The sequence below is a fragment of the Sphingobacterium sp. MYb382 genome (assembly GCF_037572665.1).
Classification (GTDB): domain Bacteria; phylum Bacteroidota; class Bacteroidia; order Sphingobacteriales; family Sphingobacteriaceae; genus Sphingobacterium.
On record NZ_JBBGZT010000026.1, the window covers coordinates 104,351 to 128,857 of the forward strand.

The following is a 24,507-nucleotide window of genomic DNA, read 5'->3' on the forward strand; positions in this document are numbered from 1 at the left end:
AATTATGATTAAATCAATTCATTGGTTTTCACGGGGAACGATTGTGCTGTTACTACTCTGTTTTGTTAGTAGTGCAGTCGGTCAAGTAAAGCAGTTTGGAGGGAAAGTGACTAACCGTAAAGGGGAGCTTTTAGAGGCGGTTACGGTGCGTGTGGTCGGAACGACTACTGCTACACAAACAAATAGTAAAGGGGAGTTTACTATTCGCGTGGAAAATCCAAACAACAAATTGTTCTTTAATTTGGTGGGCTATGAGCCACAAACCATTACCCTAAATGAACAAACAAAAATAGTAGTCACCTTGTTGGAGACCAATTCTGTATTGGAAGATGTTGTCGTGATTGGTTATGGAGAGCAAAAGCGTGCCGACCTCACGGGAGCTATTGGTAGTGTTAAAATGCAAGATCTGCAAAAGGCTCCAGTGAAATCATTCGATGAAGCATTGGCCGGACGAGTGGCAGGGGTACAGGTAACTTCCTCCGAAGGACAGCCTGGCTCTAACATTGATATTGTGATTCGTGGTGTAGGATCTATCACGCAAAATACGGGTCCCTTATATGTTATCGATGGGATGCCGGTAGAAAATCCAAACGATGGAAATATGGCCGCTAACCCGATTAATGCGCTCGACCCAGCAGACATCGCTTCTATTGATATTTTAAAAGATGCTTCGGCTACCGCTATTTATGGTGCGCGTGGCGGAAATGGTGTTGTGATCATCACCACGAAGCGTGGCGCTTTATCAGCACCTAAGATTGCTTACAATACCTATTATGGGTTTCAGAATAGCTCTAAAAGACAGAAAGTTTTAGGCCCTTATGACTTTGTGAAGCTACAATGGGATATCGACCCTGTTCGTACAAAGTCACTTTATCTGCAGAATGGAGAGGTCGATATGGAAGACTATAAGTTGCTCGATGGCATCAACTGGGAAGATCAGGTAATGCGTACGGCGCGTATGTCAAACCATCACCTTTCACTTTCTGGTGGAACGGCACAAACAAAATATAGCGCTTCGCTATCACGTATTAACCAAGACGGTATTATCCTAAATTCAGGCTTCGGCAGAACGCAAGGAAGGATGACGCTTGATCAGCAGGTGAATAAAAAGTTGAAACTTGGTCTTGATGCGAACTATTCGAATTACAAAAACTACGGAACGCCAACTTCAGCGGCAGGCTACAACCATGAGCTGAACTTACTATTTAGCGTATGGGCCTTTCGACCAGTTTCTGTGACGAATGTTAACCTGTTAGAAGAAGGTATCGACCCGGAGATTGAATCCTCACAGGAACACCGTTTTAACCCGATTATGACTACGCAAAATGAATTGCGTGAAAATTATGGTACCACGTTTACGGTAAATGGTTACGGAGAATACGAGATTCTTAAAAATTTAAAATACAAGCTTTCTGGAACCTACTACAAAGGAAATAGACGCTATGATACCTATAATGGTTCTAATTCGCGTACCGGTCATGAGTTTACGAACTCTAAATTGAACGGCTCACGTAGCTTTATCGAATCCGATCGTTGGTATGTTTCCAACCAGCTGACCTTTGTAAAGACGCTTGCGAAGAAACATTATATCAATGCGATGGCCGCCTTTACGGCCGAGCGCTCTACAAACTTGACGTTTGGTGCTTCGGCGATTCGCCTGTTGAATGAAAATCTTGGCCTTGCAGGCTTAAATGAAGGAGAGCCTAGTAGCATCACTTCAGCAAGCTCGGCAGCGACAATGGCGAGTTTTATGGCGCGGGCGATGTATTCGTATGATTCACGTTACTTGGTTACCCTAACGAACCGTCTAGATGGCTCTTCGCGCTTCTTGGGGAATAATATTTACGGTTTTTTCCCATCCGTCGCAACGGCATGGCGCATCAATAACGAGCCTTTTATGAAACAGGTGAAATGGGTGTCGAATGCGAAAGTACGTGCTTCTTGGGGACGTACAGGAAACAATGCTGTAGGGAACTTCGCTGCACATGCTGCTTTACAAAGTTTAAATGCTTCCGGGTATAGCTATGGAGGAACAATCGTTCGTGGTATGGTTCCTACGTCGCTCGGAAATGCAGCCTTGAAATGGGAAGCCTCTGAACAAACCGATGTCGGATTAGACTTAGGGTTCTTCAACGAAAGACTAACCCTTGTGCTTGATTTGTATCGTAAGAAAAGTCACGATTTATTGATGAATGCTGGTCTTTCGCCATCTACAGGCTACGCTGCAGCTATTAAGAATATCGGTAAAATCCAAAACGACGGTATCGAAATTACCTTAGGCTTCGTGCCTATTAAAAAGGCTTTTACATGGACTTCGGATTTTAATATTTCCTTCAATAGAAATAAGGTGTTGGCTCTTGTCGATAACCAGACGGCACGCCTTACCGGTATGGGTTGGGGCGATGACTGGCGTACCGTGCCAGCGTATGTCGCAAAAATCGGTAAGCCTGTGTCGCAATTTTACGGTGTGCTTTGGGACGGTGTCTACCAATATGATGACTTCGACTTCGATGGAAAAAATTATGTCTTGAAGTCAACTGTTGCGACAAATGGAACAACCAATGTGCAGCCTGGACATATCAAATATAAAGATGTGAATGGCGACCGTATGATTAATGATGATGATAAAGTCGTTATCGGCAATCCGATACCAAAACATTTTGGTGGTTTCTCGAATAATTTCAGCTATAAAGGATTTGATTTAAATGTTTTCTTCCAGTGGTCGTATGGCAACGATGTGTTGAACGCCAATCGCCTTATCATGGAGTCTGGTTACAAGTATAACACTAATCAGTTTGCGAGTTACAAAGACCGTTGGTCCGAAAGTAATCCGGAAGGAACCCTACCAGCGGCGCGTGGATCAATTTATAAAACCTATTCCGACCGCGTTGTCGAAGATGCTTCTTTCTTACGCTTGAAAACATTGGCTTTCGGCTATTCCATTCCGACAGCCTACCTCAGCAAATTGAAAATTGCGCAAGCGCGGATTTATTTCTCTGCACAGAATTTATACACCTGGACGAACTATTCTGGTTATGATCCTGAAGTATCGGTGCGCAATTCGGCATTGACAACAGGCTTTGACTATTCGGCCTATCCACGTGCGAAGACATACACCTTTGGTTTGAATGTCACATTTTAAAATCTAGATGAAGGAAACAATGAAAAAGATAATATTAACGAGCATCCTTGGCTCTTTGTTGTTTAGCGCATGTGATAAGTTCTTGAATGAGGATCCTATTGATTTTGTAGCGCCATCCAATTATTATAAAAATGAAAAAGAAGTCCTTTCGGCTTTAACAGGGGTTTACGATGTGCTGGGGAAATCGGCTACGTATGGTCGTTACCTGTTTTTCGAGATGGATATGAGTGATGAAGGCTATTTTGCGCTATCCAGCAATAGTCAAGATATAGCATTATACAACTACGATATCGGTGATACCAAACTTTTAAATACTTGGTCTACACTTTACGATGGTATCAACCGTGCAAATATGCTGTTGGAGAACATCGATAAAGCAGACATGTCGGATGCCGTGCGGGAAACATACCGCGGTGAAGCACTATTTCTACGTGCTTACTACTACTTTTTACTGACTTCCAACTGGGGGGCGGTACCCTTGCGTTTGCAAGCCACTAAATCACCATCAGAAGTGGATATGGCACCAGCGCCCTTACAAACAATCTACGCGCAGATAGTCCAAGATATGGAAACTGCAGCGGATAAAGTCGGCAATATCACGACGTATAACCATGCTGGCCGCATTTCAAAATCTGCCGTTTGGGGGATTTTGGCGCGTGTAAATTTAAAAATGGCTGGCGCACCGCTGAAAGATAAAAGTCGGTATGCCGAAGCGAAAAAATGGTCCGCTAAAGTGATTGATATGGGCTTTCATCGTCTGAATCCCGACTATACACAAGTCTTTAAAAACCATTCACAGAAAATTTACGATATCCGTGAGTCTATCTGGGAGGTGGAGTTTGCCTATATTTCTGGTGGTCAATATGAAGAAGGTAGTGTGGGCTCTATCAATGGTATTGGTACCGCAAATACGGCAATCGGGTATAGCTATGGTGCACAGAAAGTGATGAAGCCTTACTATGATTTGTTTAAGACGGGAGATGAGCGTCGGGACTGGAATATCAACGACTATTACTATGAAACAGCACCTAGTGTTGGGCGCATCCTGTATACAGGCAGCGCGGCAACCATCTATTACAACCGCTGTGCCGCAAAATGGCGTCGTGAGTTTGAAAACTCCCCTGTAAAAAGTACAAACACCACCATTATCAACTTTCCTCTTTTACGCTACGCGGATATTTTATTAATGTATGCAGAGGCGGCAAATGCCACAGCAGAAGGGCGTGGTGCTGAAGCGGACGAGTATGTAAACTTGGTGCGTAGAAGAGCCTATGGGAAGTTGAAGCCAGGTGCTACGGATGTGAATGTGGCCGACTTGCCAAAAGGTCTCGATGCGATTGATTTTCAACAGCAGATTCAAGAAGAACGATCTAAAGAACTTGGTTTTGAAGGTATGCGTCGTTTTGACCTAACGCGATGGGGAATTTTTGTGCAAACGATGAAGGGCCTGTTACCTCATAAAGCAGCCGCTAATGCGAGTTATCAGTATGGCTTTAGAACGGCCGAGTACATCACCGAAAGGGATACGCTGTATGCCATTCCACGCGATGAGATGACGGTTAATAAACTCATGAAACAAAATGCAGGATGGTAATTAAGCCTATTTTTTATGAAAATGTTTAAGAAATTTTTGACCGTAGCCCTATTGGCAGCGGCATTAAGCGCATGTCAACGCGATGAAGTTGATTTTTCTGCTGCCGAAATAACAACCGATAAGGTCGTGTATAATGTGAACGATTCTGTTCGCTTTCAATTTACCGATGATGCCGACATGATAACCTTCTATTCGGGCGAAAAAGGTAAAGAATATAAACACCGCAATCGCGTTGAGCTTGAAGGTGGAGACCTGCGTTTAAATATGGAAACGCAAGTTTTGTACGGGACGCAAACCGATAACCTGAAACTATTTGTGTCGACTGATTTTACGGGAACCTACACTGCTGATGGCGTTGCTGCAGCCAATTGGGTAGATATCAGCGACCGCCTCAAATGGTGTGTGGCAGCTTCCGGTGCAGTAGGAGTGCGCACGGTATCTGATTACGCGAGTATCAAAGACCTTTTAAAGCCGGGGCAGCCAATTTATTTCGGCTTTAAATACAAAGGTGGAAAGTCTACAACAGGAGCTGCACAGCAGCGTACTTGGCGGGTTTACCAGTTTAATGTTCAGAATAAATTCTCCGACACAGAGATTGTTCCTGTATCCAACCGCATAGGTGCTGCCTGGACCTCCGTAACGACGGTGCCATCCGACAAAGGAGTATGGATTTTTAACAATAGCGATATGATCTACTACAACCCAGAGAGCAATCTCTTGGACGTAGAAAGATGGGCTATTTCGAAACGTTTTGATCCAAACAAGGTGGCGCCCGACAATGGGCAGTCTATAAAAAAATACCCAGATAATAAGATGCAAAAATTTGCCTACGCCTTTTCTAAAGCAGGGGAGTACGAAGTGACTTTTGTATTTGTCAATGGCAATTATAACGACGTAAAAGAAACCGTAAAGACCGTAAAAGTAATCGTAAAATAATACTCATGAAGAATATCCTTAAAGTAGCTCTTTTATGTGCTACCCTAACTTATAGTCAACAGTCTGTCGCGCAAGCTATCCCCGCTCGACACGATGCGAATAGCAGCGTGCAGCAAATTATTAAACAAGGTAAAGTGGGAAGCATCATCAAATTGCCTGATTTTTTACGGACGGATTTTCCCAAAATAAAATTTAAGCAAACGGTACAGCCAGGACCGGAGTTCATCATCTCTGATGATCCGGAATATATTCGTGTTCCAGAAGCAATCGCCTTGCAGGAAGATGTCGTTCCTGGTGCCGTACGTCTGTATGTTTATAACGTAAATGGGGTGAAAGAACCACAGAAGATGCCGCGTAAGATAACGGCTGTGATTAAGAATACAGGGAAAGAGGTGATGTCGCTGCGCATGTTGAAGTATGCCTCACAGAAGCCTAGTACGAATTATTTTGATGTAGGAAAAAGGGGATTGGAGGACTATTTCTCTTCTACGGTGCAAAACGATGTCCGTAAAGTGAAACCCGGTGAGGTAATCGCTATTGATGAGCAGTTAGAAAAAAATATTGTCGGCTATGACGAGCTCGTACACGGCTTCTATGAGTTTGTCGTCGATCAGCCGGCACAAATTTCGGTGCTACAAACGGCTCCAGAAAACAAAGGACCAGAAGCTTTTGCGAAGATTAAAAATATTATTCCCCATAGTCATGGGAATGCAGGACGAGGCTTATTTGGCATTTCCAACTATGCCGTAGCGGCAACGGATACCCTAGATACAAAAAATGGAATCTCCCAATTGATTATCGCGGATGGACAGGATGACCCCTGGATCACCGGAACCATAGGTGCTGAAAAAGCTTTTGCCCGCAATGCTGGAAACTACGGCGTCTTGTACAACACGAAAATAAAATGGAAAAGTACCGATGGTAAAGGCTTAGCTCTTGTGACGTGGAACTCGCGTTCCGCGGATAATCAATGGTGTGGCGGCATGGGATTAACCATGGAGCTGTTCGACCAACAGGGAAATAAAGTGGTTCGCCAGTTGCCGATTGATGCTTTAGTGACCAAGGCGGCGCCAGAGACTATCCTTATTGAAATCTATAAGCCCGACCCGACGAAGGCTATCCAGGAGATTAATTTCACCTATTCGCCGCCAGGAGCTTCCTGCTTGCCGACACCTTTGATTCTTATACCTATTGATTTGAAGTAAGATGAAGATGATAAGATTGTTTTATATCGCTGTGCCGCTGCTTGGTCTTATGGGCTGTGCTAAACAACAAAATGTACAGCAAAAGCAGGTAGAACCAGAAGTTGCTACGTATCCTTTTTTTAGCAATGAAGTTCGTCCTGTAGCCTCAAAACCATGTTTTGCTGGTGCTTACTACCGTAAGTTAGTGTCTAGTACGGACAGCTGGGTGGGTATTAGTGGAACGGTAGTTTTGCCACAAATTGCTTTTGATGAGACGCGTAAAAATCCCAAGAACTTAAAGCAATATCTAGATAATCCTTCCGTGTATCTAGGCGGATTGGTGGATGGTCAAGAGACAGATATTGGCTTAAGCTGGGAAGTGATAAAAGATGAACAAGGGCGAGTTTCAGAATCCCGCGTTGCTTTTCGTCCGTTTTTGCGTCGTACAGGTCATAAATCTGGACAACAGGCCATTTTTGTCAACGGTCCGGCGGAGGCTGCCTATTATTGGTATCCTGGTGATGAAGTTTTCATGTCGCTAGAAACAGTGGGCGACGGCTTGGTGAAGTTTACAATTAAAGGAGCTGGTAAGAGTTATGAAACGACTTTTGAGTGCGCTGGTTATTCCTTAAAAAATAAAGGAGAGTTCAAGCGTGTAAATGCCATCGACCAAATGAGTAATGAGGGTAAGCCTGCGCAAGCCACCAAAACGGCGGTGACACAAGGGAAGTGGAAACATACCGATTTGTTGCGTCTAGAAGATGGTAAAGTGGTGAAAACTCCTTTCCATAAGGGTCGCTACACGGAAATGAGCTGTCCTGAACTCAAATTTTTCTCCATCCAAGCAGATGCGAAGGATAAAGGAATAGGGGCAGAGGTAATCAATATAAATGGTGCTGGATATTAAAAAATAACAGATGCTCCTCAAAAGAAATTATAGCATAGATTTACTGCGCGGCTTGGCCATCATAGGGATGGTCTTGGCCGCTGTACTTCCTTGGACGGCCGATTTTCCGGGATGGATGTACCATGCGCAAGTGGCTCCGCCGGATTTTAAATTTAACCCCAATAATCCTGGGATAACTTGGGTCGACTTAGTGTTCCCTTTTTTCTTATTTACCATGGGAGCGGCTTTTCCGTTGGCTTTACGTAATAAGCTTGCCGCCAAGCAATATACCCTGATCGGTACGGGATTGGTGAAGCGCGGGGCATTATTGGTATTTTTTGCCATTATATTAGCCTACTTAACGCCAGATAATCTAACGGGCCCAAAATGGGTGAACTACCTCAGTTCTTTGTTGACCTTTTTCTGTTTCTTCCTTGTGTTTCTACGCCTCGAAGGAAGCAAAGCAAAACGTTATGGATTGCAGCTGTTGGGCTTCTTATTAATTGGATTGTTGGTGTATTACCACAGTGAAGTGTTAGGGAATACCTTCAGTAAGTCTAAGAACAATATTATCATTTTGGTATTGGCCAATATGGCCGTATTTGGTTCGCTTTGTTGGTTGTTGACAGCCGAAAGTTTCTTATTGCGAATCGCCATCTTAATTGCTTTCATGGGTATTTGGTTTACCAAAGATCTACCCGGAAGCTGGACGGCTGCGGTGTGGAATTTTCACCCTGATAGCAAGTGGTTTTACAATTTTGCTTTCTTAAAGTACTTATGCATTGTCCTTCCGGGGTCGATTCTAGGAGATTTGCTTGTCAAGCATAAAACCATAACCAATAATGCCTATACGCTGGAAGAAAAAGCTGGAGCACGTATTTTGGCGCTTATGGGCTTCGCTTTTGTCGCTTTTCATGTTGTCACCTTGTATATGCGTCTGTTGCAGCTTAATCTGGCTGGACATGCACTTTTTGGACTTGCTTTTTACTTTTTCTTTCGTCAACGAAATGAAGGACAATTTGGGTTTTACAAAATCCTCGTGGCGTGGGGCTTCACCTTTGCTTCGGTTGCGCTGTTCTTTGAACCGCTAGATGGTGGAATTAAAAAAGATCCTTCTTCCTTTAGCTATTGGTTCTTAACGAGTGGATTAGCTTTTATCTTCTACATCGTTTGTGACTATATAACGAAAGTGTTTCCACATAATATGGTGGTTTCCGCTGTTGTTAAAAATGGACAAAATCCGATGATTGCCTATTGCGTTTCGGCTTTTTGCATTACGCCTGTTTTGGGGCTGCTCCATATCTTGCCTCTTTTTGATACGCTGGCGGCAATGAATCCTTATTTGGGTTTAGTACGCACCGCTGTCTTTATTCTGCTGATGGTGTTGATTACCAATTTCGCGACGAATAAAAAGTGGTTTTGGCGCTCTTAATACATTAGATATTATACTAAAAATAAGAAAAATGAAAAAAAGCTGTTTGCTCTTAATAACCTTGTGCTTTGCCTTAACGGCAGCTAAAAGTCAGGTGACGACTGCTATAGATAGCAATTATGTGTTTTCAGGATATACCGACAGGCTGGCTATACATAAAAAGATGCCGACCCTGCCAGGAGCTATAATTTTCTTGGGGAATAGTTTGACCGACGCTGGACGATGGAATGATATCGCTCCTGATCTTCCGATTCTTAACCGTGGAATCAGTGGTGATATATCTTATGGTGTATTGGCGCGCTTAGACGAAATCACAAGGCATCAGCCTAAAAAGGTTTTCTTGATGATTGGTGTTAATGACCTAAAGCGCGGAATTCCTACGACTACTATTATCGCTAATTATGCACGTATCGTTCAGCAGATTCAAAAAGATTCACCGAAGACGAAAATCTATCTGAACAGTATTTTGCCTATACATCCAACGAAGTTGATAGCTTCTTTTAAAGCGGTAAACAATGGCGATATCGCTACGTTGAATGTCGGCTTGCAGGCGTTGAGTGCTAAGACGAAGAACGTTACGTTTATTAATCTACACCTGGTTGTGGCAGATGATTCGGGGAATCTACGTGAAGAGATTACACCCGATGGTATACACCTTGAAGTGGCAGCTTACGTAGAATTAGTTAATTATTTAAGAAAGTTAAAAGCCCTGTAAACAATGAAAAAGATACTAACACTTTGTTTCGGTCTATGTTGTATGTTGACCGCTGTGGCGCAAGAGAAAAAAGATCTTTCGCGCGATAGCAGCTATACAAATTGGTATTACGCTTCGCGTGAAAAACTGTATACGGCCTTGGAGGGGACATCATACGATGTTGTATTTTTTGGAAATAGCATCACCGAAGGTGGACCATGGCAGGAGCTAATCGGTCGTAAATATACAATAGGAAATCGGGGTATTGGCGGCGATAATACTTTTGGGATGAAAGCGCGTATTGCGCATATTGTGAAGGATAAACCCAAGAGAATATTTTTGATGATGGGGATTAACGATGTCGGTAGAGGCTTACCGACAGAGTGGACCTTGGCAAATTGGGAGGCTATCATAAAAATTATTCAACGCGAAAGTCCGAAGACAAAAATATATGCGCAAAGCACACTACCACTCAATGAGTCGGTGTTGAAGTACGACTATCTCCTAAATCGTGAAGCAGGTATACGTCGTTTAAATGAAGGTATAGAACGCTTGGCGAAGACGTATAAGCTAACATTCGTGAATGTGAAAGAAGTGCTTGCCGACGATTATATATTAAAGGCCGAATATACTGGCGACGGTATACACTTAAACACCGACGGCTATTTGCGTTGGGTGAAGTATTTAAAGGATAAGAACTATTTATAAGATGAAAATTACTGGGACTTTTTTAGATGAGATAAGCCACGATATACCCCATCAAAATTGGGGTAGAGCAGAGTGGGACCGCGATTTTGAATACATGAAAGCTGTAGGGATTGATACGGTGATTATGATTCGTAGTGGGTATAGAAAATTTATTACTTATCCTTCACTATGGTTGCAAGATAATATGGGCTGCTACGAGCCTCCTGCAGATTTGGTCGAGCTGTTTTTGCAGCTAGCAGAAAAGCATGGTATGAAGTTCTACTTCGGCCTTTACGACAGCGGTAAGTATTGGGATACCGGAAATATGCAGCATGAGATTGATGCTAACCGCTTTGTGATTGATGAAGTATGGGCGAAATATGGGCACTATAGCAGCTTTGGTGGTTGGTATTTAAGTATGGAAATAAGTCGCCAAACGAAAGGTGCCGCTAGCGCATTCCGTATTCTAGGAGAGCAATGCAAAGCCGTGAGCAATAACCTACCCACCTTTATATCCCCTTGGATAGATGGTAAGAAGGCTGTTATGGCGGCTTCTTCCGATTTGACGAAGGCCAATGCTGTTTCTATTAAAGAGCATGAGACAGAATGGAATGAAATTTTCCATGAGATTCACCATGCCGTAGATGCGGTAGCCTTCCAGGATGGACATATCGATTATAACGAATTAGAAGACTTCTTCTCGGTCAACAAAACGTTAGCCGACCGCTATGGGATGCAGTGCTGGACCAATGCGGAGTCTTTCGACCGCGATATGCCGATTAAGTTTTTGCCTATCAAATTTGAAAAATTACGCCTCAAGCTGGAAGCGGCCCGTAAGGTGGGATACGATAAAGCCATAACCTTTGAATTTTCACATTTTATGAGTCCGCAATCTGCTTATCTGCAGGCAGGCCATTTGTATAACCGATATAAAGAATATTTAGAAACATTGAAATAGTATGGTAGAGATGAAGGAAGTTGCAGAACGATATAAAAGGGAGTTGCTGGATAATGTCGTTCCTTTTTGGGAAAAACATTCTATAGATAAAGAGTTGGGGGGATTTCTTACCTGCCTAGACCGCGATGGATCGGTATACGATACCGATAAATTTATGTGGTTGCAAGGAAGACAAATATGGACGATGTCTACCTTATATGATCAAGTGGAAGCTCGCGCATCTTGGAAAGATATGGCTATTCATGGTGCTGATTTTATGCTGAAAAATGGAAGGGATGAAAATGGCGACTGGTATTTTGCTTTGGATAGAGCGGGAAAACCGCTCGTGCAGGCCTATAATATTTTTTCAGACTGTTTTGCAAGTATGGGCCTTGGTGCATTATATAAAATTACAGGAAAAGAAGAGTATGGCGCAGTAGCGCTTAAAACTTTCGAACGTATTTTAGAACGCCAGCATAACCCGAAGGGAAAATATACCAAAGCATATCCTGGCACACGCAATCTTAAAGGCTTCTCGTTGCCGATGATTCTGAGTAACCTCTCTTTAGAATTAGAACATATTGTTGGTTCAACAACGGTCGACACGTTAATTGATGATGTTATCCATGAAGTGATGACGGTTTTCTATCAAGAAGAAACGGGCCTCATCATGGAAAGTGTAAACCTTGATGGTTCTTTTTCCGACACTTTTGAAGGACGCTTAGTGAATCCAGGGCATACCATTGAAGCAATGTGGTTTATGATGGATTTGGCCGAACGGCGTAAGGATAAGGTACTGATGAATCGCTGTGTGGAAATTGCGCTGCGTGCTTTAGACTATGGGTGGGATAAAGAGCATGGCGGGATTTTCTATTTTATGGATATTTTAAATAGACCTGTACAGCAGTTGGAGTGGGATCAAAAGTTGTGGTGGGTGCATGTTGAAGCCTTAGTTTGTATGGCTAAAGCTTATGCCTATACGGGAGATGAACGCTGTAAGGCCTGGTTTTTAAAGCTCGATGATTACACCTTTAACCGGTATTCAGATCCGCAGTATGGCGAATGGTACGGCTATTTAAATCGTCAAGGAGAACCATTATTAAACTTAAAAGGTGGAAAATGGAAAGGTTGTTTCCACGTTCCACGTGCCCTGTTAAAAGTATACCAAACGTTAGAAAAACTATAGTAGAAACCTTTCTTATCCAGGAGTCTGTTTTTCTCATCTTAAGCAGGCTCCTTTTGTTGTTTATGGGGGAACAACAAGCGGCGATCCTAGAAGGTTTATTTAATGTAAAAGTCCGAGCAAGCTCGGACTTTTTTATTTTTTAAGCTAAGCGTTCAACAATCTTTTTAGTAGGACCAGGGTTACTCATCGTATAGAAGTGTAAAACAGGAGCTCCAAATTCTATCAGTTCCTTACACTGCTGTACTAACCAGTCTTCACCTACTTTGCGTACATCAGCATTGGTCTTGCACGCATCAACAGCCTCACTCAGTTCTTCTGGAATGTCCAAATGGAAGATTTTAGGAAGGGCGATAAGTTGTTTTTTGGTGGTTAGCGGTTTAAGTCCTGGAATAATAGGAACATGAATATCGTTCTCTCGACATTTGTTGACGAACTCCTTATATTTCTCGACATTATAGAACATCTGTGTAACAATAAACTCAGCGCCCATCTCTACTTTCTTCTTTAACCATTTGAAATCCGTATTGAAGTTGGGAGCCTCAAAGTGTTTCTCTGGATAGCCAGCAACACCGATACAGAAATCAGTCTTCTCGGAGCTCTCAATATCTTCGTGTAGGTATTTACCTTGATTCATATCGACCACCTGTTGTAGCAGGTCGGTCGCAAAAGCATGACCTCCAGGCGTCGGGATAAAGTCGGCATCGCCTTTACGCGCATCACCACGTAGCACCAATACGTTATCAATACCCAAGAAGTTGAGGTCGATTAAAGCATTTTCTGTTTCCTCTTTGGTGAAACCACCACAAATTAAATGCGGAACAGCATCGACTTTATACTTACTCATAATAGCCGCGCAAATAGCTACCGTTCCTGGGCGCTTTCTATAGGCTACACGCTCTAACAATCCACTGTCATGCTGTTTGTATAGGTAATCCTCGCGGTGGTAAGTTACATCGATAAATGGCGGTTTAAACTCCATAAGTTCATCCATTGTTTTAAAGATGCTTTGTATTCCTTGCCCTTTTGCAGGAGGTAGCAATTCAAAAGAAAATAATGTCTTACCTTTTGCGTTCTTGATATGATCAACGATCTTCATAAAATATTGGGTTTTAGGCTTAGAGAAAACGCACAGGATATTGTGTTTCTTCAGCTTATCTTTCTCCATTTTTTATGTTCGGAGTAGAATGCAGCACCTTGACCAGTGTCAGGTTGCTAAGGCTTCAGCGGGTCTAGTCCCTCTGCCTTTCTCTATAAGCGACCGCTAATATCGTTAATAGAAGTATAAAAACAAAATAAAAGCGACCTTTTGAGTCGCTTTTTAATCGTGTATAGCAAAACCTTTGGCTACGAGGAGCTAAGGGGCTGATGTGTGTCGGCTTAAGGACCTTTATACCTCGCGGTACAAGTCCACCAGTCCTTCCGGTAGGTTGACCACCAATACTTGCTCTTCAGGGTCAATACCAACGATTAAGTCATCGTTCAACGGAAATAGAAGTTCTTTTTCTTCAAACGCTACCGTTGCCATAAATTGCTGCGGCATCTCCTGAACATGTATTAACTCACCAATTTCGCCTTCTTGCTCATCGATTACTAAGTAACCCACTAAATCGGTGTAACGGAAATCATCAGGATCGCGTTCAGGCATCTTATCTAAGGATAGGTATACCTTCTTCTTGATTAAAGGCTGTGCTTTATCGATATGGTCTACATCCTCCAAGTTTAAGTAGGCTGTACTATTTTTCTGAATTTTAAGGCCATCTACAAAATAAGGAACGAGCTTCTTATTCATCTCAACAAATAAGACATCAAAGTCTAAGTCAAGGTAGTCTTCAAACTCAAAGAAGAGCTGCATTTCTCCTTTTAGTCCTCTTGTTTTGGTGATATAGCCAATATAAAAACTTTCTTCTATGGTCATTATGCAATGATAATTAGGATGCTATGAAATCTAAATAGCAACGTATTTCTGTAGGAATGAGAAAGCCGATTCCAACAGGAATCGGCTTTCTTGAATCTGTATGAATAGTTAATTATCCTTCAGTTTCTTCAGTGCTTTCAGCAGCTTCAGTGTTTTCTGTAGCTTCTACTACTTCAGCAACAGGAGCATTTTTCGCTGCGATTGCCGCTGCTCTATCTGCTTTTTTCTTCGCTTCAGCAGCTAATGCTACTTTCTTAGTTTCTTCTTTAGTAGAAGTTAAACCAGCTTTTTTGTTAGCTACTCTAGTTGCATTACCTTCAGACCAAGCTGCGAATAATTCTTCCGCTTTAGCCTCATCAAATGCACCTTTTTTCACACCACCTTGTAAGTGTTTTTTGTAAAGAACACCTTGGTCAGAAAGGATAGTACGTGCAGTATCAGTTGGTTGAGCACCATTGTTCACCCATGATAAAGCTTTGTCAAAATCCAAAATAACTGTTGCAGGGTTTGTGTTAGGATTGTAAGAACCGATACGCTCGATGAATTTACCATCACGTGGTGCACGTGCGTCCGCTACTACTACGTGGTAAAAAGGTTTTCCTTTTTTACCGTGTCTTTGCAATCTGATTTTAGTTGCCATGTTTTCTTTTTTTTATGTATTCAACATATCCCCCGTGCTTCGTGCAAGAGGGGACGCAAAGATATAAATTAAATATGAAAATTAAAATAGACGGTAGAATACTTCTTCGTGATATGCAGGCCTTTATAGACTTGTACATCCCCAATCATATTTTATTTTTTACATTTATGTCATGCATCCAAAAGCTCCCTTAAAAATATTAAAAGCATCGGCAGGCTCCGGAAAAACGTTTAGCCTGACCCTGCATTATATTACTTTGCTGTTAGCCAATGAGAATAGCTATCGTGAAATCCTTGCTGTGACCTTTACCAATAAGGCTACTGCCGAGATGAAAGAACGTATTCTCTCCGTTTTGGAAGGATTGGCCATCGGAAGTCAAGATCGTAAAATTGAAGATTTTAGAACCTTGTTGCTTGCGCAACATCCACAATGGGGTGCCCAAACATTGCAGACAAAAGCATACGCTGTGTTTCGCCGTATTCTGCACGATTATAGCCGCTTTACTATCAGCACCATCGATGGGTTCTCGCAAAAGGTAATCCGTAGCTTTACTTATGAGCTCAACCTAGATGCGGCCTATAAAATTGAGATGAATAGCAATAAGGTCAAGCAGGAATTGACCGTGATGCTAAACCAGGCACTCGATGAACGACCTGATTTGTTGGATTGGATTATCGCATTTGCAGAAAAGAAAATCGCCAATAATGAGAATTGGAATTATCGTCAGCAGCTGATGAGCCTCGCTGGATTGATCTTTACGGAGAATTTTCAAGAGTTTAATGCAGAGGTGAGCATGGCTGATGCCCAGGAGGTATTTAACCTGCTGAATAGTGAGGTGCAGGAAAAGACACAGGTATTTTTTGATACCTTTCAAGCAACAATTGAACTTTTTATAGAGACATTTAAGCGCTTTCAGCTTGGTGCTGATGATCTTAAAGGGAAATCACGCAACAAATTAATAAGTGCTAGTAAGGTCGATCCACGCGTGGGCAAGCTTTCGGCGTCCGACTTACAGAAATATTTTGATCGCTTCCTCATTTTGATGGATGACGATGATGCCTATACCATGACCGATAAAACGGTGCGTGAAGATTTGAGACAGGCCTTGGCGCCTGTGTTAAAACAGATTGCCGACCTGTATGCTTTTTACCCAACTTTTATCGCATATCAAGCGGTGCAAAATAATTTGTATTATCTACGACTACTGAAGGAGATGAGCGATTTGTTAAGCCGTTGGCGTAAAGAAAACGGGGCGCAATTAATCTCCGACTCCCAGTTAATGTTGAACAAACTAGGCCTTGACGAGCATAATGATCCTACATTTATTTGGGAGAAAATAGGAAACCGGTATAACTACTTCCTGTTTGACGAGTTTCAAGATACCTCTCGTATTCAGTGGAAAAATTATAGTCCGCTCCTCATCAATGCTTTGGGAAATGCGCGCCAAGAATTAAATGAGCACTTGATTGTTGGGGATGTTAAGCAAAGTATTTATCGCTGGCGAAATGGCGATTGGCGGATTTTATTGCAACAAGTGGAGCAGCAGGTCACGGAGGCCTTTCATTTAAGTCCAGCACAGCAAAGTCAGTTTATTGAAAACGGAACGTTGGAAACAAATTTCCGTAGCTTACCTCGTATTATTGAGCTTAACAATTACCTGTTTAATAAGATGCCCGAACGGTTGCAGGCCGTTTTGAATGCTAAAGTACGGGAGAATTTAAGCGACGAAGATTGGGCTTGGTGGCAGGAAGCTGGCAATGATGGAATGCTAATTAAGGCCTATGAAAATAGTGCGCAGCAGGTACCCGAGAAGAAAAAAGCCAATCCGGAGCGTGCCGGCTCTATCGAAATTCAATATATTCCAGTAGCTACAGGTTCCTTTCGCCGTAATCAGGTGGTCGAAGAGTCTTTAGACCTTATGGCCAAAAAGATAGGTGAGTGGCTACAAGAGGAGCGCTATGAGGCACGCCAGATTGGAATATTAGTGCGTAGCAATGCACAAGCGAAAGCTGTTATCCAAGCGTTGATGACCTATAAAAATGAGACAGGAATGTCTTTCGAGGTTATCTCGGGTGATGCCCTCTCTTTAGTGTCTAATGATGCGATTTTAGTGTTGGTAGAAACGCTACATGCCCTCGTTTATCAATCGGATAAGCATACGATTCATCGTGCGCGAATGGCCTATCTATACCAGTTGTTGCAGACAGGAGAGACGTTTAATCCAGACTTCTGGCTTCAGTTTAAAAATAATAATCTGCCTGATCTGCAGGATATTCTGCCGCAGGAGCTTCTGGAAAGCTGGTCAATGTTACAAAAATTACCATTGGTGCATGTTGTTGAGAAGCTGATAGAGCTCTACGGTTTGACGAGCGAGGAAAATATACACCTCCCTTATATTTTGGCATTTAAAGATATGGTCAACAACTTCTCGCAAGGTGGAGAACGTGGCATTACACAGTTTTTAAATTTTTGGGAAGAAGACGGTATTCAAGCATCTTTACCGGCCAACGGAAAGGTGAATGCTATTGAAGTAACGACCATTCACAAGTCGAAAGGGCTAGCCTACGATGTCGTTATGATTCCTTTTTGCGCTTGGGATGTTGATGGGAAGTTGAATGGTGACTTCTGGATTGATGTCGCTGGTACTCCATTTGCCCAATTGGGAAAAATACCTGTTAAGTACAACAGTAGCATGGGTAAATCTATTTTCTATAAGCAGTATTTTGAAGAAATGCTCTTTAACTATATGGATGCGCTCAACACCTTTTATGTAGCGACAACACGTGCGGTGGAGCACCTGTATATTACGGCACCTTCTTTCAAGCAGGAAGTCGATAAAAAAACAGGCGAAGTGAAAGGCTATGAGGTGAAGAATGACTACATCAGCGATCTTCTTTATCAGGTGTTAGCAGAGGAACAGAATCCTTTTCCGATGGAGAATGGTCTTGTTCTAATAGACCAGCCTTTGGCTGCTACACTAACTACCCAAGCTGAAGATAATGGGCATGCTAACCAACAGCGTGTGCAGCAGAGCACCATTACGCTGACCAATTACCCTGTTTCCACGCAGTTGCAGGATGCTTTTGATAAATCTGCAAAAAGAACTGTAAACAGTATTTTGCTGCTGGAGAAGGCCGCTCAGTATGGCGTGTTAGCCCACGAGATTATGTCGCAGCTTAGCACCGAAGAAGAGATAAATACCCTTGTAGATCAATATATTGAAGAAGGGGTTTTAGATACTGAAGACCGACCTTTCATTTTGAAAGAAATACAGCAAATCTGGCAACATCCACAAATAAATGGTTGGCTAACGGGCGATTATAAAATATGGAATGAAGCGGCTATCATCCTCGAAAATGGTGATACGATACGTCCTGATAAGGTTTTTACACGTGCCGACGAAACCATTGTCTTGGATTTTAAATTTACCAAAGGGGATGATGTAGAGCATAAATGGCAGGTTGATAATTATCGAAAAGCCTTGCAGAACCTGGGGTATGCCAATGTAAAAGGCTACCTCTACTATGCCAAGATTAATGAACTAATAGCGGTAGTTTAACACGAATGAATGCAATGAAAAAGACTTTTTTACGCCTGGTAGCGGAAGATATAAAAAATAGATTTGGAGACGATTTGGCCGATGTAGCTGTTGTTTTCAATAATAAAAGGCCAATTACGTACCTAAAGAAGGAGTTGTCGTCCGTCTACGGGAAAGCGATATGGTCGCCCCAGTTTTTTACGATTCAATCTTTTGTGGGGCAATCGTCACAAGCAGGTGAGGCTACTGCCTTGCGACAGTTTTTCTACCTTTTTGAGCTACACAATGAACTCCTGAGGGCTGAAGGGGCAGAACCCGAAACGCTCGAGGAGTTTTATCCTATTGCTGAAGTTATCTTGAGTGACTTTGGACAGTTGGATTACGAGCTTGTAAATATTGATGAGGTGTTTACAGAACTGTATGATACAACACAAATTGATATTGCTTTTCAACATTTGACGGAAGAGCAGCAACATTTTATTAAGCAGTTTTGGCAGTCCTTCAGTATTCATGGCCATACAGGTGTACAGCAGCGGTTTTTAAAACTATGGCGACGTATGCCTACGCTGTATCGTGCTTTCAAAGAAAAATTGAAAGCCGAAAAGCAAACGAACTACCCAACGCTTTATCGTAATTTGGTGGAAGGAGCCGTGGATAATCCAACGTTTTTAGCGCCGTATAAAAAAATATTGTTTGTCGGTTTTAATGCATTGAATAAGGCTGAGGCAACGTTGTTCAAACGTTGGCAAGAGGAAGAAAGAGCCTTATTCTATTTTGATGCAGACGCCTATTACCTCGACGATAAGCAACAAGAAGCGGGGCTTTTTATTCGGCGCAATTTATTTGTTACAGGCCTAGAAAATGCGCTAGGCGAAGCACCAAACCTTATAGGAAGTCGAGATTTAACAATCGATTTGTATGCTGCTTCCGGAAAGATAAGCCAAACAAAATTGCTGCACGATGTGCTTGCCGCGCAGGTAGACAGCGAGAAAACTGCCGCTATCTTATTGGCGGATGAAGGGCTACTCGTTTCACTATTGCAAAGCCTTCCCGAAGTTACAGCCAATATTACAACAGGCTATCCTTTGACGCAGTCTCCACTTTTCGGATTAATCGATTTATGGCTTAATGTGCAGGAAGATATCTCCCACTTGAAGCGTGCAAAATTGCCTTTCCAATATGTGGAAACGTTTGTTAATCATCCCGCGACAGCGGTAAGTGCTGAGGATCGGACGAAGTTTTTTAAAGCGATGGCAGAAAAGCAACAGTTTGAAATTCCGCTATTGGATATTCAGTTTAAAAACTCCGCTTTGCCGCACTTTTTTAATCCGCTAGTGAGCAAAGAGTCGCTTGTGCCTACGTTAATCCATGTGCTGGATACCTTGCTGCTGGCTATGGCTACGCAAGACCGTATGGGGCAGATTGAAAACAATCTGTTGGTGGAAACAAAAAAGGTGTTGAATCAGCTGCATCTCGGGCTAACCAGCATTAATGAAACATCAATAACCTTCCAGATAGGTCTAATTCGAAAAGCTATAGCACCGATAAACTCCGCAATTGAAGGAGATCCATTACGAGGGGTACAAATCATGGGTTTGTTGGAAAGTCGCTGTTTGAATTTTGATCAAGTTTATATTTTAGGCGCCAATGAAGGCGTATTGCCGAAGACCTCCAACTCACCAACGTTCTTACCGAGCAACATTCGTAAGGCCTATGATTTGCCGGTGCTAGAAAATCAAGATGCTCTTTCGGCTTATCTTTTTTATAGACATATGCAGTATAGCGGTGATGTCCATGTTTTCTATAACAGCTTGGTAGACGAGAGTAGTAGCGGTGAAGAAAGTCGATTTGTCAAGCAGTTGATGTTTGAGAGTAACCTCAAGTTTCATGTACATCGGCAGCAGCAAGCGATTCGGTTTTCGCCTCCGGCGGATGAATTAATAATTCCCAAAGAAGGTGCCGTATGGGATAAGCTCTGGAATACTTTTATTCAGCAGCGCAAAAAAATATCAGCGACAGCATTGACGACTTATTTACAATCGCCATTGCAGTTTTTCTTAAAACATGTAGCCGAGATTAAAGAACCACCGACGATATCGCAGGAGTTTGAGATGAATAAGCTCGGGACGGTCATTCACAATGTGATGGAAACGGTATTCAAGCCTTATAAAGGAGTTACAGAATGGACCGCTACAAAGAAGCTTGCGGATAAGGTGAAGGTAGTCGACGACTTGGTATTGCAGGAAATTGCAAAGGAGGAGCGTATAGAGCCTGCTGCTTTAGCATCTTTAAATAGTATGCAGCGTATCATGCTGAAGATTGCTAGCGAGTATGTGCGTATGTATTTGGAGTATGATATGCATAAATATAAAGCTTTTCGGATTATCGAATTGGAGAACGATGAAGATTATGTCTTGGATTTTCCTATTGAGGTTGACGGAAAAGTAGAGCAAGTAAAATTGTATGGGATTATTGACCGCGTTGATGAAGTATTGACCGAGGAAGGAGAGGTTTTAACTCGAATTGTAGATTACAAAACCGGGGGAGATTCTGTTGTCTTTAGAGACCTTGATAAGGTTTTTGCTGCCAATACAGAGAATAAAGCGATGGTACAGACCTTATTTTATGCTTATGTTTTTGAGGAAATAACAAAGCGCAAAGGTTTGGAGCCTCATTTATATGTAGCCCGCAAGATGCGTGAAGAAGGGACTTTATTCAACAGTAAAGGGCAAGATCTCGCAGGAGAGTACCTTGCAGCAACAAAAACAGTTTTCGTTAATTTTCTACGTGAAACACTCGAAGAAATATTTAACCGAGCCATTCCGTTCAAGCATAATCCAGATACGACCGTTTATCCATCCGATCCGTACACATTGTTTTATAGAAATGCCGTTGCGGAAGAGTCCGAAGAAAGCTAAGGGTTTTGGTTGCGGTTTCTCTTGTTGTTTGCGTCCGCAAAATTGCGTAAGTCATAATTGAAAGATAGCATGAAGTAACGTGCTAGGGTGTTAGAGATCGTGTTTGTAATAGCGATCTCTGTCACTCGGCGGTTTATATTCTGTGCTTGATTGAATATGTCAAAAGCTTTGATGGCTAATTCGGCATTTTTGCGCTTTAATATTCTTTTTCCAAAAGAAGCATTCCACAGCACTGTTTTTATGCTGGAAGCATTTAGGATTCCACTGTTGTAATTGTATAATAAACTAGAATTGAAGACGAATCCATTTAAAAACTCATAGTTTAAGGTGTGATTTATCGTATGCGTGTATACCTTATAAGTTTCACTATTTGCAATGGGATTATTTGTGAAGGTTAAGTTGATACGATAGTTGATGCCAGATACCAAAAATTTACTGATATTGGTGTTGATGCCTACACGTTGTTGTACCCCATAACTATACCCATTTAAAAATTCTTCATTAAGGATAGCGAAATTACTGTTGTAATATAAGCTGTTGTTAAAATTCAAGTTTAATTTCCATGGTTTTATCGGTAGTCCAAAACTGGTAGACATTCTAGCGTTGTATGCCCCATTAACATTTACTGGGACTGTATATTGACCTCCTGCGCCCAGCACCACGTCGTCGAAGAGCACCATGGCGGTATCTGTCGTTAATACAGAGTTTACAATTTTGTCATTGGTGTAGCTAAAGTCTAGATTGACGTTTAAATTTTGACCATTTGAGCGTTTGATATCCTTATATTGGATTTTGACGTTATGGCTGTATTCTTGGTTAAGATTTGGGTTCCCATTACTGATGCGTAGCTCATTCTGGTTGTTTATATAATCTTGAAGCTGATAAATATTTGGCGTATTCGTTGTTGCATTATAGTTGAGCTCCCAGCGTTTTTCGGGATCAACAGTATAGACAATTGTAAGCTCAGGATGCAGACTGCCAAAGTTAGCTTTGGTTAATAGGTTTATCGGAAAGGTGCGGTCGTTGGTGCGTAAACCATGCTGATAGTTTAGCCCTAATTGAATACGTAAAGAATCTTTTTTGCTGTAGGTGAACGAAAGCCCTCCACGGTGGAATTTGAAATCGTTGCGAAATTCATTTGACAAGCGTTCATTAAGTTCTCCCAGTTGGCCTGTTTCCGCTAGAAATTCAAAGGTTTGTCTGTCCGAATAATTCATCGTATTCCGGAAGCTGTAATTGAATTGTATGCGGCTATTGGCGGTCAAGTTCTCCGTTAAGGAAAGGCGCGTATTGTAGCCCGATCCATATCCGTTTGTTAAACTTTTATTATTATTGGTGTCGATACGGCTTAACAGCCCATCTTTATAATAATTTATCAACGCTAGATTTTTACCTGTAGCATCATCGGAGTTCTTGCTCCCCGAGAAACTTATAGAAGCTGTTCGGCCTACTTTTTTAAAACGGTAGAAGTAACCAAAGTCAGCAGCGACGCGTAAGTTTTGATTCCTATTTTCATTCTCCCGGGATGACTTGTTTATCAATTCGTTTTCATTTTTTGATGTTTCGCTAGTATTGAATCCCGCCCTGTTGGAGTAGTTGTAGGTGAAGCTAGGGCTGAAATCAACACGTTGAATCGAGTCTATATTCCAGCGTATACGGCTATTTGCTTTATGCTCTACCTCTTTATTGAGGCTGTTTTGGTCACTGATTTGCTGTTGGTTTGCGCGGTTTCCTAAGAGGTATTCCATCTCCGAGAAGGTATTTACGGCCGTATTTGTAGATCGAAAATTGTAATCGCCACTCACATCGAGCTTTTTATTAAGAAATAGGTTGTTGTAATTTATTGCGCCAGCATAGGTGTCAGAGAGGCCTCTTTCGGTGTTGCTATTCCCTCGGCGGTAGCCTCCACGTCCCTGTTCGGCGAAGTTTGTTTCATTGACATTGTTGGCCATGAGGTTTATTGCAATTTTAGCATCCTGGTCAAAGCGGTTCATGGAGCTGTTGAGCTGAAACTTATTGTCATCCCCGTAGCCTGCGGATGCTTTACCAAACAGTCCCCTTTTGCGGTCTGGTTTGGTGACAATGTTAATCACTTTACGGCGCTGTCCATCGTCAAAGCCTGAGAAGTTCGCTTGTTCCGATTTCTCATCAATGAGCTGTATTTTGTCTATCATTTCTGCAGGCAGTGTTTTTAAGGCTATGCGTGGGTCCGTGCTGAAGAAAGGCTTGCCGTCAATGATAATTCGAGTGACATTCTCTCCGTGGGCTTTCACATTGCCTTCTTCGTCAATCTCTACGCCTGGAATTTGAGCGACAAGCTCATCTGCGGCAGCGTACTCTCGTGTTGAAAATCGCTTAGCATCAAATTCAGTGGTATCTCCTTTTATGGCTACGGCAGGAGAAGCCTTTATTTCAATTTCTTCCAGTACTAAGTCACTTGATTCCATAAACTGCAAAACACGGGTTTGTTTCGTGTTGATATGTAGCGGTCTGCTTACAGGTTGATGACCAAGATTTGTTAATTTTAACAGATATTTGCCTAGCGGAGCTTGAAATGAAAAAAGACCCAAGGTGTCCGTTGCTGTTGTCTGTAGTAGACTATCTTTTTCAGTCGTAAATTTTACCGTCACACCGGCGATAGGGTTGTTAGAAAATTTATCTAATATCTTCCCTTCAACCCGACTTTGGGCGAATGTAGAAAAACAACAAAAATGAATGAACACAGCAAAGACTGTGAGGAATTGGTTTTTTTGCATTTTAGGTGGTTAGGCTGGCCTAATATACAGGAGTTGTTACTTAATTGTTTAAATAAAAGTGT

The 24,507-nt window shown here is 42.2% G+C and carries 16 protein-coding genes and 1 riboswitch; of the genes, 12 read left to right on the forward strand and 4 right to left on the reverse strand.

All coding sequences use genetic code 11. The features are described from left to right. The first annotated feature begins 4 nt into the window (after positions 1-4). Genes WH223_RS14165 through WH223_RS14210 form a run of 10 tightly spaced genes read left to right on the forward strand, consistent with a single transcriptional unit; the run spans position 5 to position 12,678 of the window. On the forward strand, positions 5-3,142 hold the full coding sequence (locus WH223_RS14165) for a SusC/RagA family TonB-linked outer membrane protein (protein ID WP_340048397.1): 3,138 nt from the start codon (positions 5-7) through the stop codon (positions 3,140-3,142). Between the two features lie 19 nt (positions 3,143-3,161). Beyond that, the gene (locus WH223_RS14170; protein ID WP_340048398.1) at positions 3,162-4,736 is read left to right on the forward strand and encodes a RagB/SusD family nutrient uptake outer membrane protein; all 1,575 of its coding nucleotides are present in this window, start codon (positions 3,162-3,164) and stop codon (positions 4,734-4,736) included. 15 nt (positions 4,737-4,751) lie between these two features. Further along, on the forward strand, positions 4,752-5,672 hold the full coding sequence (locus tag WH223_RS14175; protein WP_340048399.1) for a DUF5017 domain-containing protein: 921 nt from the start codon (positions 4,752-4,754) through the stop codon (positions 5,670-5,672). 5 nt (positions 5,673-5,677) lie between these two features. Further along, complete coding sequence (locus WH223_RS14180) at positions 5,678-6,877, forward strand: copper amine oxidase (protein ID WP_340048400.1); 1,200 nt, start codon at positions 5,678-5,680, stop codon at positions 6,875-6,877. A gap of 7 nt (positions 6,878-6,884) precedes the next feature. Then, positions 6,885-7,763, forward strand: a complete 879-nt coding sequence (locus WH223_RS14185; RefSeq protein ID WP_340048401.1) for a hypothetical protein — start codon at positions 6,885-6,887, stop codon at positions 7,761-7,763. 10 nt (positions 7,764-7,773) lie between these two features. Then, positions 7,774-9,174: a DUF5009 domain-containing protein gene (locus WH223_RS14190; RefSeq protein ID WP_340048402.1), complete on the forward strand. Its 1,401-nt coding sequence runs from the start codon at positions 7,774-7,776 to the stop codon at positions 9,172-9,174. 31 nt (positions 9,175-9,205) lie between these two features. Next, a complete protein-coding gene (locus tag WH223_RS14195; RefSeq protein ID WP_340048403.1) occupies positions 9,206-9,889 on the forward strand; it encodes a GDSL-type esterase/lipase family protein in 684 nt (227 codons plus the stop codon). Between the two features lie 3 nt (positions 9,890-9,892). After that, positions 9,893-10,576, forward strand: coding sequence for a GDSL-type esterase/lipase family protein (locus WH223_RS14200; RefSeq protein WP_340048404.1), 684 nt, complete (start codon positions 9,893-9,895; stop codon positions 10,574-10,576). 1 nt (position 10,577) lies between these two features. Then, positions 10,578-11,513, forward strand: a complete 936-nt coding sequence (locus tag WH223_RS14205; RefSeq protein ID WP_340048405.1) for a DUF4434 domain-containing protein — start codon at positions 10,578-10,580, stop codon at positions 11,511-11,513. Between the two features lies 1 nt (position 11,514). Continuing rightward, positions 11,515-12,678 carry an AGE family epimerase/isomerase gene (locus tag WH223_RS14210; RefSeq protein ID WP_340048406.1) on the forward strand — a complete coding sequence of 388 codons (1,164 nt, stop codon included), beginning with the start codon at positions 11,515-11,517 and terminating at the stop codon, positions 12,676-12,678. Positions 12,679-12,817: 139 nt separating this feature from the next. On the opposite strand, the gene metF is transcribed toward WH223_RS14210, so the two are convergent. The 3 genes from metF to WH223_RS14225 all read right to left on the reverse strand — a co-directional run bounded on the left by metF (position 12,818) and on the right by WH223_RS14225 (position 15,233). Beyond that, a complete protein-coding gene (metF, locus tag WH223_RS14215) occupies positions 12,818-13,774 on the reverse strand; it encodes a methylenetetrahydrofolate reductase [NAD(P)H] (RefSeq protein ID WP_340048407.1) in 957 nt (318 codons plus the stop codon). 52 nt (positions 13,775-13,826) lie between these two features. Beyond that, a riboswitch (SAM riboswitch) is annotated at positions 13,827-13,935 on the reverse strand. A gap of 130 nt (positions 13,936-14,065) precedes the next feature. Continuing rightward, positions 14,066-14,593, reverse strand: coding sequence for a ribosome maturation factor RimM (gene rimM, locus WH223_RS14220; protein WP_340048408.1), 528 nt, complete (start codon positions 14,591-14,593; stop codon positions 14,066-14,068). 112 nt (positions 14,594-14,705) lie between these two features. Further along, complete coding sequence (locus WH223_RS14225) at positions 14,706-15,233, reverse strand: 30S ribosomal protein S16 (RefSeq protein WP_340048409.1); 528 nt, start codon at positions 15,231-15,233, stop codon at positions 14,706-14,708. Positions 15,234-15,405: 172 nt separating this feature from the next. Here WH223_RS14225 and WH223_RS14230 point away from each other — a divergent pair, with 172 nt between their 5' ends. Further along, positions 15,406-18,792 carry a UvrD-helicase domain-containing protein gene (locus WH223_RS14230; RefSeq protein WP_340048410.1) on the forward strand — a complete coding sequence of 1,129 codons (3,387 nt, stop codon included), beginning with the start codon at positions 15,406-15,408 and terminating at the stop codon, positions 18,790-18,792. 14 nt (positions 18,793-18,806) lie between these two features. Further along, positions 18,807-21,689 carry a PD-(D/E)XK nuclease family protein gene (locus WH223_RS14235; RefSeq protein ID WP_340048411.1) on the forward strand — a complete coding sequence of 961 codons (2,883 nt, stop codon included), beginning with the start codon at positions 18,807-18,809 and terminating at the stop codon, positions 21,687-21,689. On the opposite strand, the gene WH223_RS14240 is transcribed toward WH223_RS14235, so the two are convergent. Continuing rightward, on the reverse strand, positions 21,686-24,445 hold the full coding sequence (locus WH223_RS14240; protein ID WP_340048412.1) for an outer membrane beta-barrel protein: 2,760 nt from the start codon (positions 24,443-24,445) through the stop codon (positions 21,686-21,688). The two genes, WH223_RS14235 and WH223_RS14240, sit on opposite strands and share 4 nt — an antisense overlap. Positions 24,446-24,507: the final 62 nt, after the last annotated feature.